The organism is Chitinophaga sp. 30R24, from assembly GCF_049056765.1.
In the GTDB taxonomy this organism is placed as follows: Bacteria; Bacteroidota; Bacteroidia; order Chitinophagales; family Chitinophagaceae; genus Chitinophaga.
Genome location: NZ_JBJGXX010000001.1, coordinates 253,899 through 272,623 on the forward strand (window position 1 = coordinate 253,899; position 18,725 = coordinate 272,623).

General features: G+C 39.5%; 13 protein-coding genes. 9 read left to right on the forward strand and 4 right to left on the reverse strand.

What is annotated here, in order from left to right; genetic code table 11:
• Positions 1–110: 110 nt before the first annotated feature.
• From ACDQ55_RS01095 to ACDQ55_RS01120, 6 genes are all read left to right on the forward strand, one after another.
• Positions 111–1,421 carry a TolC family protein gene (locus ACDQ55_RS01095; protein WP_420979171.1) on the forward strand — a complete coding sequence of 437 codons (1,311 nt, stop codon included), beginning with the start codon at positions 111–113 and terminating at the stop codon, positions 1,419–1,421.
• A 4-nt stretch (positions 1,422–1,425) separates the two neighbouring features.
• Positions 1,426–2,523 (forward strand): efflux RND transporter periplasmic adaptor subunit, encoded by a 1,098-nt coding sequence (locus ACDQ55_RS01100; RefSeq protein WP_420979172.1) that lies wholly within the window; start codon positions 1,426–1,428, stop codon positions 2,521–2,523.
• 2 nt (positions 2,524–2,525) lie between these two features.
• Complete coding sequence (locus tag ACDQ55_RS01105) at positions 2,526–3,770, forward strand: ABC transporter permease (protein ID WP_420979173.1); 1,245 nt, start codon at positions 2,526–2,528, stop codon at positions 3,768–3,770.
• Between the two features lie 10 nt (positions 3,771–3,780).
• Positions 3,781–4,461, forward strand: a complete 681-nt coding sequence (locus ACDQ55_RS01110; protein WP_420979174.1) for an ABC transporter ATP-binding protein — start codon at positions 3,781–3,783, stop codon at positions 4,459–4,461.
• 213 nt (positions 4,462–4,674) lie between these two features.
• Positions 4,675–5,640, forward strand: coding sequence for a phosphatidylinositol-specific phospholipase C (locus tag ACDQ55_RS01115; RefSeq protein WP_420979175.1), 966 nt, complete (start codon positions 4,675–4,677; stop codon positions 5,638–5,640).
• Between the two features lie 204 nt (positions 5,641–5,844).
• Entirely contained in the window at positions 5,845–6,309 is a 465-nt protein-coding gene (locus tag ACDQ55_RS01120; RefSeq protein ID WP_420979176.1) for a hypothetical protein, read from the forward strand.
• Between the two features lie 140 nt (positions 6,310–6,449).
• Here ACDQ55_RS01120 and ACDQ55_RS01125 read toward each other — a convergent pair whose 3' ends face one another.
• The 4 genes from ACDQ55_RS01125 to ACDQ55_RS01140 form a co-directional block, all read right to left on the reverse strand.
• Entirely contained in the window at positions 6,450–6,971 is a 522-nt protein-coding gene (locus ACDQ55_RS01125) for a DUF6886 family protein (RefSeq protein WP_420979177.1), read from the reverse strand.
• 70 nt (positions 6,972–7,041) lie between these two features.
• Positions 7,042–8,631: a SusD/RagB family nutrient-binding outer membrane lipoprotein gene (locus ACDQ55_RS01130; protein ID WP_420979178.1), complete on the reverse strand. Its 1,590-nt coding sequence runs from the start codon at positions 8,629–8,631 to the stop codon at positions 7,042–7,044.
• Between the two features lie 17 nt (positions 8,632–8,648).
• Positions 8,649–11,957, reverse strand: coding sequence for a SusC/RagA family TonB-linked outer membrane protein (locus tag ACDQ55_RS01135; protein ID WP_420979179.1), 3,309 nt, complete (start codon positions 11,955–11,957; stop codon positions 8,649–8,651).
• 188 nt (positions 11,958–12,145) lie between these two features.
• Entirely contained in the window at positions 12,146–12,772 is a 627-nt protein-coding gene (locus ACDQ55_RS01140) for a helix-turn-helix domain-containing protein (protein WP_420979180.1), read from the reverse strand.
• Between the two features lie 1,025 nt (positions 12,773–13,797).
• On the opposite strand from ACDQ55_RS01140, the gene ACDQ55_RS01145 reads away from it, so the two are divergent.
• From ACDQ55_RS01145 to ACDQ55_RS01155, 3 genes are read left to right on the forward strand one after another with little or no spacing between them, the layout of a single operon-like run.
• Positions 13,798–14,109 carry a helix-turn-helix domain-containing protein gene (locus ACDQ55_RS01145; RefSeq protein WP_420979181.1) on the forward strand — a complete coding sequence of 104 codons (312 nt, stop codon included), beginning with the start codon at positions 13,798–13,800 and terminating at the stop codon, positions 14,107–14,109.
• Positions 14,106–17,093 (forward strand): Eco57I restriction-modification methylase domain-containing protein, encoded by a 2,988-nt coding sequence (locus ACDQ55_RS01150; RefSeq protein WP_420979182.1) that lies wholly within the window; start codon positions 14,106–14,108, stop codon positions 17,091–17,093. The genes ACDQ55_RS01145 and ACDQ55_RS01150 overlap by 4 nt, the downstream gene beginning before the upstream one ends.
• Positions 17,080–18,717 (forward strand): Eco57I restriction-modification methylase domain-containing protein, encoded by a 1,638-nt coding sequence (locus ACDQ55_RS01155; RefSeq protein WP_420979183.1) that lies wholly within the window; start codon positions 17,080–17,082, stop codon positions 18,715–18,717. Before ACDQ55_RS01150 ends, ACDQ55_RS01155 begins: the two co-directional genes overlap by 14 nt.
• Positions 18,718–18,725 lie beyond the last annotated feature (8 nt).

Here is an 18,725-nt window from a genome sequence, read left to right on the forward strand (position 1 = left end):
TTATTTGCCTGCTTAACATAGATTTCTTTTATTTATGGCACTGCCAACCATCAATTTTGCCTATCCAATAAATTTTGATGAATGACAACTAATACCGCTTCCCATCATTTATGAAAAAGAATTATTTATTGCTCCTGGGCATTTGCCTAAGCAGCCACTTTGTTCACGCACAAACCAGTTTTGCTTCTCTGGAAGAGATATGGCACTATGCCGACCAGCACAGCGTCCAACTTCAAACAGCCACCGGGGATAAATTAATAGCCGCCTACAATGTAAAACAGGCATATGGGGCCATTATACCCACCATTACGGCCAACGGAGGCTTTACCGACAACATAAAGATACAGTCGACCTTAATACCTGCTACCCTGTTTAATCCTGCAGCACCTCCGGGAACATTTACCGCAGTAGCCTTTGGCACCAGATTCATTTATAATGGCGCCCTGGCAGCCCAAATGGATCTGCTCAATACCCAAGACTGGTTCAATATTAAAGCAGCCAGGCTCAATAATGAACTGGCCACACAGCATATAGCCAAAACAAAATCGGACCTGTACACCAAACTGGCCAATGCCTATTATTCCTACATCCTCCTGGAAGAAGCCGAAAAGCTCTCCCAAGACAATGTAAAAACAACCTCCATCATTTATGACCTTTCCAATAATAAGTTCAAGGATGGGCTGATCAGTGAAGTAACCGTGAACACCGCCCTGATTAACAAACAGAAAGCCGCCAAGAACCTCGAAGTAGCCATACAGAATAAGCTGGTGCAACTCAACAACCTCAAACTGCTGCTCAATATCCGTGACAGTATTGCCATCACCGAAAAAATGGCAGAAAAAACACAAAGCACAGAGGCCCCTGTATTTGCAGAAGATCCCAATGTAGGGGTGGCCTATACGCAATTAAAGCTTTCGGAGAATACCTGGAAATCGTCTAAGGCAGCTTATGCCCCCACGCTGTCTGCTTTCTATCAATACAGTACACAAATATTGGGTAACAACTTTTTAAAGTTCAACAACAGCAATACTACGCCCCAGCAATACTGGGGACTGCGCCTGTCTGTACCCATTTTTTCCGGCAATACCCGGCACTACCAGGTACAAAAAAATAAGACCGATCTGGGTAACAAACAAAAACTATACGATGATGCCAGATTGCAGGCAGATATCAATAATGAGAATCTCCTGATCAACTACCGCAGCTCCTTAGATGCCTTTATGCGTGCCAAAAAGATCCTTACTTTATACCAACGCAACGACAAACATGCCGCCCAACAGTTGGATGAAGGTATTATTTCTCTGGACGATCGCCTGAAAGTGTTTTCAGATCTGATCACTGATCAAAACGAATATCTGCAAAACATGAGCGATTATTTTATTCAGGATTATAACTTACAAATCCGCCAAAAACAATTCTAATCAGATGAAAACAAAAATAACTGTCGCCATTTTCACCTTATTGCCCATCACTTCCTGCAAAGGAAAAAAAGAATACCATGCCACTGCCACCATTGCACCGGTTACAGAAGCCGTATTTGCACCCGGACACATAGAATCTGTTCATCAATTTACACTCACCGCGTTTTACGACGGCTACATCAGGCAAGTAATGGTAACAGAAGGAGACGAAGTAAAAGCCGGGCAGATCCTCTTCAAACAAGACAATACCACCTCTATGATCCAACAACGCGCCGCTACCGAAAACCTGCAGATTTCACAGCAGCAGGCAGCCGCTAACTCGGCTGTGCTACAGCAACTACAGGCGCAGTTAATCTCTGCTCAGCAAACCATGCAAACCAACAAAGCACAAAACGAAAGGATGCAACGCCTGTATACTACCCATTCGGTTGCTAAAGTAGATGTAGACAATGCCCAGCTGGCCTATGAAAACGCCGTGAACAATGTGGCCGGCATTACCCAGAACATCGCCGCCACCAAATTAAATCTGCAACAAACAGTGGTAAACAGCCGTAGCCAACAGGAAACCGCCATTGCCAACACCAATTACTACAACCTCTCTTCCCCCGGTAACTACACCATTTATTCTCTGCTGAAAAAAGCCGGCGACCTGGTAAAAAAAGGAGAGGCTGTAGCCACCATGGGCAATGCCGACATGATGGTAGTAATGAATATCGACGAAACCAGTATTACGAAAGTACAGCTACATCAGAAAGTATTAGTAGAATTAAATACTCAGAAAGGCACCACCTATACAGCCAATGTCTCTAAAATATATCCACAGTTCGACGATGCCAGTCAGTCTTACAAAGTAGAAGCCACCTTCGACAGTATTCCACCGGGATTAATTAACGGTACGCTGCTACAAGCCAATATCATTGTAGCCCACAAAGACAAAGCCCTGTTAATTCCCCGTGCCTGCCTACGGCCCGATAACAAAGTAGTGATGATCCGGGACAAACGAAGAGATACCATTGCCATACAAACCGGGATCGTTTCCACCGATTGGGTGGAGGTGCTGAAGGGCGTTAGTACCACCGATCAATTAATTAAAGCATACTGATCATGAGAAAAGGGATTAATACAGAGATTGCGCTTACCTACCTGAAAGCGCGTCCTAAACAAACGATTGTAGCCGCGTTGGGCGTTACCTTTGGTATCAGCATGTATATTTTCATGAATTCCCTGATCACCGGTACCAACAATTGGTCTGAAAAAATTATGCTAAACAGTACCCCCCACCTTCGTTTGTACAAAGATAATATCATGAGCACCAATGACATGTTGAATAAATATGTCGGCAATCAGTCCATTAACCTGATCAGCAATCCCCAATTGGTGTATAGCGACAACCGTATCAATAATCCGGATGGAGTGATCCGCCAGCTACAACAGTGGCCAGAAATCACGGCAATGAGTAAACAGGTGAGCGCTAATGTTATCTACGCCAATGGCAACGCGCAGGAAAATGGTAATGCGTATGGCGTAAATATCCTGGAACAGGGCAAAATGTTCGATATTACCTCCACCATGGTTTCCGGCACCGTGAAAGAGCTGCAGGATAATCCCCAGGGAATCATTATCGGAGCAGGGCTATCAGACAAACTCAACCTGAATAAAGGAGATTACCTGATGCTCACCGCATCCAACGGCGTATCTAAAAGACTGCAGATAACAGGTGTTTTCAAAACCACTGTTAAAGGTATAGACGAAACCAAAACATACGTCAATCTTCCTATTGCCCAACAGTTGTTACAGAAAGACAGAAGCTATATCACAGATATTTACATCAATATAAAAGACCATAACAAAAGTGCAATATCTGCCAGTAGCATACAGGCCCAAACCGGCTATACGGTAGACACCTGGCAAAGCAGTAACCAGCAATCGCTGGCCGGGAAAATGATCAGGGATGTAATAGCCAACTCCGTAGTGATTACCATCCTGATAGTGGCAGGTTTTGGTATTTATAATATCCTGAACATGGTGATCTATGAGAAGATAAAAGAAATAGCTATTCTTAAAGCTACTGGATTTCAGGGGGCACAGGTAACAGGTATTTTTATCCGGCAGGCATTATTTATCGGTGTAATTGGTTCCATTACAGGACTATTCTTTGGGTGGCTGATCTCTCTGGGAGTATCGCATATATATATAGGACTGGGCAGCGTTACTTATCTGCCAGTGGCCTTTGAATTAAAGCATTATGTGCAGGGCGCCCTGTTTGGTATGATCACCGCTTTTATGGCCGGGTATATACCTGCCGCCAAAGCGTCTAAAGTAGATCCCGTACAAATTATCCGTGGCTAATCTTAAATCCATGAACATCGCATTAAAAGCAGAAAGCATCAATAAATACTTCTATACGCCAGAGAAATTCCAGGCGTTGGAAAATATCAGTTTTGAAGTACGCCAGGGAGAGTTCGTATCTATTACAGGGAAGTCGGGTTGCGGGAAATCTACCCTGCTCTACATCCTGTCTACCATGGATACCAATTACGAAGGCGCACTGCACCTGAACGGGCAAGCGGTAACCGGGAATAAACAGAATGCGTTGGCTGCCTTCCGGAATGAACACCTGGGCTTTGTATTCCAGTTCCACTATTTGTTGCCGGATTTCAGTTGTTTAAAGAACGTAATGATACCCGCCATGCGCCTAGGAAAATTTTCCCGCGAAGAGATTGAATATACTGCCTACGAAAAACTAAAAATGCTGGGCGTAGAAGACCAGGCTAGAAAGCCTGCCTCCAAAATTTCAGGAGGACAGCAACAACGTGTAGCCATTGCCCGGGCGCTAATCAATAATCCTGCTATCATCATGGGCGACGAGCCTACCGGTAATCTCGACAGCCGGAATACAGCGGTAGTATTCGACATTTTCAGGCAGCTGGCAGAAGAAGAACATAAAACCATTATTACTGTTACCCACGATAATGATTTTGCCCATAAAAGCGACCGGATCATAGAAATGATGGATGGACATATTATTTCGCATGGATGATAGTAAAATCCCGTAAAGATTGTTTAATAATTTAGTAAAGATTCCGTAATACACAACAGGCTTATCCATCGCTACTCACAGAGTATTAACGGTTTATCCTATACGAAAATTTAATCGATAAAAATCACTCATTATTATCTAATCATTAATTCACCCAGCACATAAATTATCATAATATTTGATGCGTATTTTTATAGTATAAATATTTCTACTATGAAACAACAAACCCTTGGCCTGGCTTTAGCGGCATTGACCTTATTTGGTTGCAAAAAAGACATGGTAAGCCCAATTGATGGCGGCCGTATTGAATCAGGAAAAAGCAGTCTGGCTACAGCAGCATTGAGCGTATCCCTCAACGGATGGATGGGCGCCATTGCAGACAACACCAGCCTCACTACCCTGTCTATTCCCGGCACTCACGACAGCGGCGCACGTGTAGAACCAATTGGAGGTACTGCTAAATGCCAAGATCTTACTATCCGTCAACAACTGGATGCAGGTACACGTTTCCTGGATATCAGATGCCGCCACATTGGAGACGCTTTTGCTATCCACCACGGTTCTATTTATCAGAACATGAACTTCACAGATGTATTAACTGCTTGCTACGACTTCTTGGCAGCTAATCCAACTGAAACCATCGTAATGAGTGTAAAGGAAGAATACGATCCTACCAACAACACCCGTTCTTTCGAACAAACTTTTGACACTTACACACAACAACAACCTTCTAAATGGTATTTAGACAATACCGTTCCTACTTTAGGTCAGGTAAGAGGTAAAATTGTACTGGTAAGAAGATTTGGTGCTTCCAACACACCTAAAGGTATCGAAGCCACTAACTGGGCAGACAATACTACCTTCACTATGAACAATCCTAACAGCACTGTACGTGTACAGGATCAATATGTTGTTCCTGACAACAACGGTAAATGGAATGGTATCACCAACCTGTTTACAGAAGCTAAAAACGGTAACCCATCTGTATTGTACATTAACTTTACCAGCGGTTACAAATCACTGATCTTCAGCATCCCTAGCATTACTACTGTTTCTAATGCTATCAATCCACAGCTCAATACCTATTTCAACAACAACACACACGGTAGATTTGGTATTATCCCTATGGACTTTGCTGCTGCTGACAGAAACACACTGATCATCAACACCAACTTCTAAGAGATCCGTTTGTATAGAACAATATTTAGTGCAGAACGCCTTCCGGAATGGAAGGCGTTCTGCTGTTTACAGAAGTATAGTTGCACTACAATATTTTATCTTTATGACTGTCGGCAACCCTGCATGGTATATTGATATTGCCGTTAAACGAATGAGAAGAAATTGAATTTATCAGATAATGATGAAGTACTTAACTACCCCAACATGGAACTCAAACATCTTATCGGAAAACGTATTACTAATATCTATGGCATTATAGCATACGAGAACTACGGACTCGATAGAGGCGAATGCTTTATTGAATTAGACAATAGTATCATCGTTGATATTCCATCCGGGAAAACTCCGCATATTTGGGAAAAGGAGCTGGAAAAAGAGGCAGTAACGATCATTCCTGATCTAACAGATGAAACCGCTACTAACAATGGAACCATATCAATCAGTAGGAAATCCAGATACATAAAAAACCGGAAAATCACTAATATTCTATGGTATCCTGATATGACTTACGACAGCGGATTTCTATTGTTAGACAACGGCTGTATTATAGGGGAAACCAGAGCTGCCATGAATGGAACCGGGCTCGTTGGACTTAATTACTACTACAACCTCGAAGATTTAAAGAAGCGGAAAGGCGCCAACCTTTCAAGCCTGATACCACAAAGCTAAATTTTACTATCGCTAATAGAGAGATGTTCAATTCCCATGCTTTATTTCAGCAGGGAATATTTCACTAAATATGGGAAGAAAGTACAAACAAATTCAGTTGGTTTTTATATTTTGATAGCACGGCATCAACCCTAATGCACTCATACTTTTTTTACATGCTGCATCCTGATCAATGAAAAGTTCAACGTGGATTGTTTTACCGCATTTGCCAGCCCTGTGATCGATGGCATAAACCGCAATTCAACATTTCTTTTAAGCATTTCTTCCATTACATTATAAATAGGCCGAACAGATATAGGCACTACCGACAATTGGGATACATAGTAACCTGCGCATTTGTCAAAAAGTGAAAAGGTATCAGCCGGAAGTTCATAGCAATAGATGATGGCTTGTTGAATATCCCGTAGCCAGGCCGATTCCACCGCCACAATATATGCGGCAGTACTGTTGCCCAGAAACCTTGCTTTATCTGTTTCTGCAGTTCCTGGTCCTGCATAGAAAGTAACTCTTGGGCAATCCCTGGGGAGCAGGTAGTTATGCAGCAATTGCCCGGATATGGCAAATACCGCTTTCCGGAGAATATGTTCCGGGTAATAAGAGGCCGGCCGGGGTTCAAATATTTTGATTTTCGGATCTTCGCTGATATGGTAAAGCTTTTCCATATGGTATTAAAGTGTATTGAATTAAAGATGGCAAACCATAATGGTTTGCCATCTTTAATAAACTAAAAGATTATTTAATCAGCCACATTTTTCCATTTACATCATCACTTCCTCCATACTGGCTGTTTATCGCCGCATTATAATTGATCGGATTGTAAGTGATTTCATCCTGTGGATATTCCCACCGGAGCGGAATCATATTATTAGCTGTTCCAACGCCTACACCACCTTGGCTGAAAGCTGGAATACCAGTTCTACGCCAGTTGTAATAGGCTTCAAATCCGGAGTTCATAAAGAACGCTACGTATTTCTGGGTAAGTATCTGTGTTAAACCTTTTGACGGATCGTAGGCAACGTTAGGATCAGCCAGAAAAGCATTAATATCAACCAAAGCCGTTCCCATATTGGAGAGTGAACCATCCACATTACCAATCGTAACCGTCTGTCCTTGTTTTAAGCCATACCAATCCATAGATGCCTTAATGCCTTTCAGATACCAGTTAGACACATCTTCGCTAGTAATCCAGCCTCTGTATGCCGCTTCTGCAATATTGAAACACATTTCTGCATAACCCATCAGGATATAAGGTTCTGCATTGGCTCCTGAAGAAGAAGACATATACCGGTTGTAGCTTAGGGAAGAGTATTTTCCATCGGAAGAAAAGTTAGACATAAGACCCTGTGATTTGGAATTGTCTTCGCCAACATAAGCGGTAAAATCGCTTACTTGTTTACCTGCTGATAATTGGGCAGGCGCAGGAATTGTAAGCGCAAATACGCGAGGATCGTGGTAAGCAGCCGTTACATTGAAAAAGGTTTGATTGATATTTTCACAGTTATTGTATGGCGCACTTCCGGAACGGTTAGGAGGATATAAAGTGATCGTTGTGTAACGGTACACCATATTGTCATCATTAGCGGCCATTATGGGGTATTTCACCGGATCTCCGATGATGGTAGCAAACTGTTGTTTGATGTTCAGGTCTGCATTATCATCGGCTCTTTTACTCATACTAATCAACACACGTAATTTGTAAGTATTGATCACTTTACGCCATTGCAGGTAAGTGAGTCCGAATACATCACCGGTGGCATCCACTTTAGTAGCAGCGTTTGCAGATGAGATCAGGCTACCCAGCATGGTATTCGCAGTATCCAGCATGGCAAGGCAATTTTTATACACATCGTGCTGTTTGTCATAAACAGGCGTGAGCTTGTTGATATTACCAGCGTCGGACATTGGAATATCGCCAACACGCTGGGAAAGCCAGATGTACGCATATGCCCTGAAAAATTTGCTCAAAGCAAAGTAAACATTGGTGGTATTGCCATACTGTTTTGCAGCCTGTGTTTCCAGCTGGTTGCAATACCGGATCATATCGTAGGTATGACTGGTATTGGACCAGTTATAGGTATTACTACCGAAGTAATAGGAATAATTGGAAACAATATTCTGATTATACCTGTATACGGTAGAAACTACTGGTTCTTCTTCCCTCATCAGGTTAGCAGAGAGGTGATTGAGCAATAATGATACTGGTACAGTAGAATTCTCGGCAGAAACATTGGGATTGGAAAGTAAATCCCCTTTCTGGCAACCACTAATAACAGACAACGTTACCAGCAACGCAATGGTAATATATTGAAAAGAAATCTTCATACAAATGATTTGAATAATTAGAAACTAAGGTTGATGTTAAAGCCCATCCTTCTGGCTGTCATGCTTTGCAGGATACCGCCATTACCTAATGACCGGTCTGTATCGTTGTATCCGGAAGCAAACTGGTCGAGGTCTATATCTTTGCGTTTAGCCCAGTATAAAAGATTTCTGCCTACCAGTGAAAAAGTGGCGCCTTTTATGAACTTGTTATTGTTAAGTAATTTTGCCGGGAGGCTATATCCCAGGCTTACTTCACGCAATTTGGCAAAAGAGCGGTCGGTCATCCAGTATTCATTTACGTTACCAATACCAGATGAAATGAAATTCTGAACGGTAGTAGGCACATCATTAGGTCCAAACTGAATCTCTTTCAGGTTGGTGATTTTACCGCCTTCATAACGAGGAGTACCGGAAATAATTTTTACGCCTGGAGCAGTATAATGTCCAGTAGGAGCTACTGTACCATTATTAGTTGATTGCCAGTCGGCCAGCCTGGCAGCACCAAAGTCGCCGTTGGCACTTTCCCAGGAAGTTCCACCATTCATACCATCTTTATATACCTCATTGTAGATTTTACCACCAATACGTCCATCGATCTGGAAGCTGAATGAAAAATTCCGGTAAGAAAAACGGTTACTGAAACCGAAAGAGAAGTCGGGGTTAGCATATCCCAACAAAACGTTGTTGCCAATATCAGAAGGCGCTCTTAATGGCAAGCCACCGCTATATACGATATTTCCGGAACCATCCCGTACAAATCCAGGACCATAAATGGCATCCAGTCTTTCTCCTTTTTTGTAATTATGGTTATTCAGGGTCACTGCCTGTTCATTGCCATAGATATCATTGAGCGTTTCTTTGTAAGTGGCATAGTTCAAAGACAGGTCCCAGTTCAGCCCTTTGGAGCTTCTCAACGGAGCAGCAGTAAGCGCAATTTCAAAGCCATTCTTCTTAGAAGTGATAGCGTTTACATTGTGTGCGCTAAAACCAGTAGAAGGCGCTACGCCCAATGCAAAGATCTGCGGTCCATTTAAGCTTGTAAAATAGGTAAAGTCGGCTCCTAATCTGTTACCAAACAGTCTCAGATCTACTCCAGCTTCATAGGAAGATACGCTGAAAGGCTTCAGTGTAGGATTGCTGATTGTGCTGGAAAAATCTGCGGAAGGTTGGTTATTATAATAGTTAGCCAGGCTATATGCCATCTGGTTGGCATAGGTAGGTCCATCGTAGGAAGTATACAAATCTGTGCCATATCCTAACAAACCGCCGTTAATGCTTTTACCTGTAACTTGTGTGAAAGCGGAAGCAGCAGTTGGAGAGGTAAGTGCTCCTTTTACGTTAGCATAAGAACCACGTACTTTGAGCAGGGAAATAACGTTAGGCAAGTTAGCATAATCACTGATCACTGAACTCAGGGAAACAGAAGGATAATAGAAGGTATTATAACCTTTTGCCAATGTTGAAACATTGTCCAAACGCCCAGTATGTGATAAGGTTAGGTACCGGTCGTAAGTGATATCAAAGGAGTAGAAACCACTGTATACCTGCATCTTAGAATCCCAAGAGTAAGAAGAGTATTGCTCTTTTGAGTTAGTTAGTACATATACGTTAGGAATAGCCAGCGCCTTGGTAGTTGCCCACAAAGAATTATAATTAAATGACCTCATGCTACCGCCAGCCAGTGCAGCAACATTAAACCTTCCCACTTTTTTATCGAAGTTCAGGATCAGATCAGTATTATTTTCAAAAAGACTTCTGCGGTCTTCGCGATAATCACCATACCAACCAAAGTAGTACCATGGCGTGTAGGTATTTAAGTTAGTACCGGCAGGCACCTGTTCTGTTCTTAACTGGTCCCAAGTAGTAATCTGTGAACGGAGGCTCAGGCCTAATGCATCATTGAATTTGTACGTGGCTTTTACATATCCGTTGATGTCGGTTTTATCATGGGAGCGTAACCATTTTTTCGCCATAAACCAGGCGCTGTTTTCACGTCCATATTCCTGTGCATAAGGCATCAGGTTAGGTACGCCTTGGGGGCCTTTGTAAATATCTTTTAAATCGTTAATGTCATAGTCGGCCGAACCATATACCTGGAACATGTAAATGTAGGAGTTAGGACCATAGTTTACATCCGGGAGATTAGGTGAATATTGTTTATTGATATTGGCGCTGGCTTCAACTTTCAGTTTATCTGTGATTTTATATCCAGCATTGAGTGCCAGGGCATAGGTATGTAATTTGGTGTTGGGGTTCATACCTTTCTGGTTCATGTTAGACATAGAGATCCTGATATCAGACCGGTCTGTAGCAGTAGCGAGGGAGATGTTATTGGTATTAATCAGCCCATCTTCCATAAATTTTTCGAAGTTGCCTTTTCCACGTGCCGTCCATGCTGTAGCAGTTCTCACGTGTGTAACCGGATCGTATGGACTGTCATATTGTTTTATCATCTGCCCTTCAAAGCGCGGGCCCCATTCTGGCAAACGTTGACCGTTGTCATATAACTGATCTCCGTAGCTATATTTAAAAGTTGTTCCCCTACCGTATTCTTCCTGGATCTTTGGCAGGGCCAGGAAACCTTTTTCCAGCATAGTGCTGCTATTCACATCTACCTGCCAGCCTTTTGAGTTTTTCGTACCGCGTTTGGTAGTGATCACAATAGCGCCATTAATACCTCTGAAACCATATAGGGCAGCGGCATTAGCGCCTTTCAGCACGGAGTAAGACTCAATATCGTCTGGATTGATATTCCAGGTATCGGAGTTAATGGGTACTCCATCAACCACAAATAGCAGGTCTTTGCTACCTCTGAGTACAATTTCAGGACGTCCCAGCATTTCTGGATTGGCTCCTACAGTAAGGCCAGCCACCTTACCTGTAAGTGAATTGATCGGATTGGCATCGCGGGCTTTCACCAGATCAGCCCCTTTTACTTCTTGTACAGAGTAACCGAGCCTTTTTGCTTCTTTTCTGATGCCCATAGCTGTTACCACTATTTCATCGAGGTGTTTGGTATCTTCCCTTAATGTAACAGCAAGGGTAGATTCGCTCCCTGTATTTACCTCCTGGGACAAATAGCCTACATAAGAGAAAACAAGTACGGGAGAAGAGCCAATAGTCTGGATGGAAAAATCTCCACCTGCACTAGTGAAAACACCACCGGATTTTCCTTTTTCACGTACGCTTACACCAGGGATACCGGCTCCATCAACGCCCGATACTTTCCCTTTTACTATTTTTTCCTGCGCAATGGCATTGCCCGCGATTAGCACAAGGGCTATCCATAGCGAGATAAACACCCTGCTTAAAGTAAATAATCTCATTTTCGTTTTTGATTTAGGTAATAGTTGAATAGGTACCAGCCACAAAAATGAGCCGGCTGTTAAACTATTACGACAGCGCCAGATGGGAAGGTCTGCAATAAGTACAAGCCATGTGGCACGTACAAATGATCGACTTTATAGGGTTTATAATCAATAAGTTATAAAATATAATCCTTGTTACGTAATTCTTACTGAATTGTTACCGGAATGTTTTGTTGTACCTTTTTGCGATACAGGGAAGGGGTAAGACCCGTTATTTTTTTGAAATAATTATTGAAAGAAGATTTTGAGTTAAACCCACAATTATAGGCCAACGATAAAATATTTATATCCAGGGAGGGGTCATTCAGTTTTGCAACAGCTTCCTGTATCCTGTATTCATTAATAAAAGTGTAGAAATTCTTGTTTAAGCGCTCATTTAATAATTGTGTGATATGGTGCTTAGGGATTTTAGCTCTTTCAGAAAGGTCTTCCAGAGAAATTTCAGGCTCAAGATATATTTTACTTTTTTCCATGAATATTTTAATGCTGGCTTCATAGGTATCCATCATCTGTTCGTCGAGCGCTGATTTTTTGTAATGCTTGTCAGGGGAAACGTTGCTGGCTTCCTCAGGTTTCACTATTTCCGGAGCCTTTTGGAAAGCCGATATCGTTTCTATCTTATACCGGAGAATCAGCACAAGAAGCAATATGAAACAGATATAGGGCATTATCCATGGGTTAATATCCCATCTTCCTGTTTTTATAAAATAGGTGGCAATACAAGAAAGTCCCAACAAGATACCAGTAAACATGATGCGGATAATGGATTTCAACAGCCTTAATTTATGACCCGACTGCGGAATATTGAAGGATACATGCTTGTTTAACAAACGCCAGGAAACCAAAGGATAAATAAGCAGCGATGCAGCACTAAATAGCTGATAAACAAATGAATATGCATAAATGATATTGGGAGCGATAACGCCTCTCAGATACCCGGCGCTGTTGATTAAAAAAATAGATGTAAATAATGGTAAAGGAGCCATATGTAGCACCATGGTCCGAAGCCGGATAGTTGGGGCTATATAAAGAAGCGTGGTAAGGTATAATAATGGTCCATATGACACCCCAAAACCGGTTGAGTTGTTATTATAAAGGAAATTGCTTTTTAATACAACAAGCAGGAACAGCTTTATCGCCAGGTGAATAAACAGCATGATGAGAAAGGCATTGAGGACTTTCTCAAAATTATCTTTAGGTTTCAGGATGTTAAATAAATAAATAGCTATACAAACTTGAAGGTTGACGCAAGATAAAATTATAATGCTCAGCATACATGAAGGGAGTTAATACTCTAATTTATGATAGTAATGTTACCGGGATTTTAATAATTGAGGTAGTTACAAGAAATGATAATTAATTATTATGATTGGGAATTTTAAAGCTTATGCGATCATATAGCAGTTGAAGAAAAGTCTTGCCCCTGGGGATTACTAAAAGAGAGAAAGGACAGCGAGGGCGGCTTTTCTTTGGCAAGATCAACAGGATTTGAAGCATTAAACAACAATTGGAAATGAACAAGGTTAGGCGGTAGCCGGACAGTAATAGGCCATCCATTGCCCATGCTAAAGCACCAATACAGCATCATAAACAGTAGATTGAAGAATCATTTGGGGCGACCGAATAGAAACTGTCAAGCATATTGTACCAATTATAGATTGAGAATAACAGGAAAAGGCTTATTCAGTAATTGAATAGCTTAATGACTACCGCCTTAAAATGTTGAAAAATATTTCAGCCTAAAGTGAGAGTAATTAATAGGAATTATTACTTTTGACACTTATTGTCAACAACATATATGTCAACAGAGACTATTGGTGAAAAACTCAGGCAATTAAGAGAGCAACAACATCTCCCATTACGGAAAGTATCTATAATTATGGATATGGATGTAGCTATTTTGAGTAAAATGGAGCGAGGTGAACGCAAACTTACAAAAGAGGTAGTATTGAAACTTGCAGATATCTACAAGTATAATGCGGAAGAACTATTAGTACTATTTCTTAGCGATAAAATATTGCATGAAATTCAAGATGAAGATCTTGGCGAAAAAGCGCTGAAAGTTGCCGAGAAAAGAGTTAAATATTTAAAATCGAACAAAAAGAAATGACGATTAAGCAACTCTTAGAAAAATATGAAGCGGACAGGGATTTTTACCTGACCTCCAAATATAATGAGACATTATTGCGCAGTGATTTTTTAGACCCTCTTTTCGAGTTGCTTGGCTGGGATATAAAGAATAATGCAAGTAGGCCGACAAATGAAAGAGAAGTCATTCTAGAAGAACCGTTAAAAGTGAATGCCTCCGATCACGCTAAAAAACCCGATTATACGTTCCGATTATATTCTGAAAGAAAATTTTTTATAGAGGCTAAAAAGCCTTGCGTTTCAATTGAATCGGATAATGATACTGCGAAGCAAATTAGACGGTATGGGTTTACTGCCAAACTGAAAATATCAGTTCTTTCAAATTTTGAATATCTTATAATTTATGACACATCTGTAAAGGTTGAACAGGAAGACAATTTTCAAAAAGCCTTAGTTAGAAAATATCATTATACTGAATACGAAGACAAATTCGAGGAAATCAAGAGCTTTTTGGGGCGGGAGGCTGTTTATTCAGGGGCTTTTGAAGTAGAGTGGCAAGGTATTGAGGCCAAATTAAATCAATATTCCGTTGATAATCTTTTCTTAAATCAGATAAACGAATGGCGAAAATTATTAGGTGCCGAAATATATAAATATGATCCAACCATTGGTGAACAACGGTTAAATGATACTGTACAAAGCTATTTGAATAGGATTCTATTCTTGCGTGTTTGTGAAGATCGAAATTTAGAAGATTATCAAACACTTTTAAAATGTGCGAACACAAATGATTTTAATGCACTTATCAAAAAATTTGAACAAGCAGACAAACGGTATAATTCTGGGCTGTTTGAACAACTCTTAAAAGACAAGATAATTGAAAATGTGAGTTCGATTTTTTGGACGATTATTAGGCAATTGTATTATCCAGAAAGTCCCTACTCATTTTCTGTATTTTCATCGGAGGTTTTAGGAAGTATTTATGAGATTTTCCTTTCCGAACAGTTAGTTGTACAAAATGGTTTAATCGTATTGGTTAAAAAGCCGGAAAATGCAGATAGGGATATTATAACTACCCCAACTTTTATTATTAATGATATTCTAAGAAATACAGCTTCATCTAAATGCGAAGGTAAAACAGACAAGGAGATACTAACCCTAAAATTTGCAGATATTTCCTGCGGATCGGGTGCATTTCTTTTAGAACTATTCCAATTACTCAATGATAAGTTAATTGACTATTATTTAAAGACAAACAAGTCAAAATTAATTCAGACAAATATCAATACTTACAAACTTCCATTCAATATAAAACGAGAGCTTTTACTGAATTGTATATTTGGAGTTGATAAGGACTACAATGCCGTAGAAGCGACTAAGTTTGGCTTACTGCTTAAATTGTTAGAAGATGAAGATGTAAATTCAACCAACAAAAGCAAGCCTGTATTGCCTGACTTAGCTAATAATATTTTTTATGGCAATAGTTTACTGGCCCCTAAACAGGTGATGGACACAAAAGATCAGGTAATTATTAATCCTTTTGATTTTTCAAAGATAAAATTTGACGTTATTGTAGGTAATCCACCTTATATGAAATCGGAGGATATGAAAAATATTACTCCACTTGAGTTACCACTTTATAAGAGCAACTTTATTTCTGCGTATAAACAATTTGATAAATATTTTCTTTTTATAGAACAAGGGGTTAATCTTTTAAATAAAGACGGAATTTTAGGATATATAGTTCCCGGTAAATTTACCAAGGTTGGCGCTGGCAGAAATTTAAGGGAGGAATTAGCAAGTAAGGGATATTTACATTCGATCGTATCATTTGGTGCAAATCAAATTTTTGCAGACAAAACCACTTATACGAGTATTTTAATTCTTTCAAAAAACAAACAAGATAAGTTTTCTTATACGGAGGTTAAAAATCTAACGGAATGGAAAATCCGGAATTTTAAAAATATTGTGACTGATGTAATTGATATTTCAGAACTATCAAATGAACTTTGGTTTTTAGTACCACCATATTTAAAGGATACATATAATAAAATATTAGAACAAAGCGATAACCTGGAAGATATTGTTGGGGAAAAGAACATTAATAATGGCATTCAGACTAGCGCAAATGACGTTTTTGTAATCAAGCCGATCAAAGAAAATAAACTTTATATTTATTTTGAAAAAGAAGGCATAACATATAAAATTGAAAAGGAAATTGTTCAGCCATATTACGAAACATCAAGAAAAAAGGGAGAAGATAAATTAAACACCTATAGAACACTAAGACCTAATACACTTGTTATATTTCCTTACCATCTGGTAGCAGGGAAAGTAGAATTTATACCTGTTCAAGAATTAAAAGCCCAATATCCGTTCGCATACCAATACCTTCTTAACAAAAAATCAAGACTCCAAAAAAGAGATATTAAACCTGTTCCTAAAACAGATGAAGAGTGGTATCGTTTCGGTCGAAGTCAATACTTAGAGCTTGGAAATATTTCCGAAAAAATTGTTATCGGTGTAATGTCTACTGGTGAAAAATACCCTTTAGACTTTTCCAAAACATTGCATACCGCAGGAGGAACCGCAGGTTATTGTAGTATTTATTTATCAAAAGGCAACCCTTATTCGATCTACTATATTCAGGCAATTTTAAATTCTAAATATACCGAGTGGATTATCTATTTAAGAGGTGAGGTTTTCCGTAGTGGTTATATCGCCAGAGGAACGAAAGTGTTAAAAAACTTACCGATCCGTAAAATTAACTTCGCCAATTCCAAAGAAAAAGCATTACATGATAGTATTGTAGAGACTCAAAAAGATCTTATCAATATCTGTGCTCAAATTGATGCCAATGTAGGAAACAAAAGGGCACAAACTCCACTTCAAGGTCAATTTGTTAGAGGAAAGCTAGCGTTAGATAAACTCTTAGCACAATTATACAACTTAGGCAATGACGATTTATTAATCCCATTAATTAAAGATTTATATGAAGCTAATTGAGAACGCCACAGCTGAAAAGTTAAGAGGGGGCTTTTATACACCAGAAGCTATTGCTGCATTTATTTTAAAATGGGGTATAAACGGAAGCTCGAATTATGAAATTTTAGAACCAAGTTGTGGAGACGGCATTTTCCTCGAACAACTAAAGAAGAATAACTATAAATTTAAGACTGTTACTGCAATAGAATTTGATGAAATTGAAGCCAATAAGGCAGATAAAATAAATCTCAACAAAAAATCAGTAATTAATATTGATTTTCATCTTTATTGTAATGAAACCGCGCAACGTTTCGATTTAGTTGTAGGCAATCCCCCCTATATACGATATCAATATTTTGATGAAGCACAGCAAGCAGAAGCAACTAAAATATTTAATCGGGCGAAATTAAAATATTCTAAGCTTACAAATGCCTGGGTTTCGTTTGTAGTAGGTTCAAGCTTATTACTTAAAGCAATGGGGAAGATCGGTTTTGTGATCCCTGCTGAACTTTTACAGGTATCTTATGCTCAACAACTGCGTGAGTTCTTAGCTCACTTTTATAATAAGATTAATATTATTTCATTTGAAAAGTTAGTATTTCCGGATATTCAACAAGAAGTTGTCTTATTGCTTTGCGAAAAAAATGATAGCAGCTCTCATTTAATTGAACATTTGGAGTTAAAAGACGCTTCTGATTTGGAAAAATTAGATGTAAATAGATTAAAAAGCCCATCCAAACAAATTGACTTTAGATCCAATAAGTGGACATATTATTTCATGGATCAAGAGGAGATCGACTTTCTTGAAAAAATAGCCACAAAGCGAAACGTTCCCACGATTGGAAGTTATGCAAACGTAGAAGTAGGGATTACAACAGGTGCTAATGATTACTTTACCATTCCTTTGACAGTAGTTGAAACATATAACTTACAGGAATTTGCTAAGCCAATGGTTGGTAGAAGTGTTCAGGTCAACAGTGTGATTTTCACAAAAGGAGATTGGAAACTAAATAGGGAATCCAAAGCCAAAGCTCATTTATTAGTATTTCCTTCCAAAAAAGAACTTAATGGAAATAAGGGAGCAAACTCTTATATAGAATTTGGGGAATCTATGGGAGTTAATAAAGGCTATAAAACAGGTATTCGGGATGATTGGTTCGTTGTGCCTTCAATAAAAATATCTGATGCGTTATTTATTCGAAGAAACAATTTATATCCACGACTTATCATCAATGAAGCTAAAGCTTATACAACAGATACAATGCACCGCGTATTTTTAAAACAGAATACGGATATTAAAGCATTCACAGCCAGCTATTATAACTCCCTTTCTCTTGCATTTTCAGAAGTTTGCGGACGAAGTCATGGTGGTGGGGTTTTAGAACTAATGCCAAGTGAAGTGGAAAAGATACTTTTACCTTATCAAATCGAAAATGCTGAATTACTTGCTACTATTGATAAAATGATGAGGGATAAAGAAAGCATTGATCAGATTTTAAAGATTACAAATGAACATATATTAAAAAAAGGATATGGATTTACAGATAAAGAGATAAAGCTCGCTGATAGTATTTGGAGAAAATTATCAGCCAGAAGACTTAATAGAGGTATAATGGCCCCAAAAACAGATCCGGCCGGTAGTTAAGATAGAAT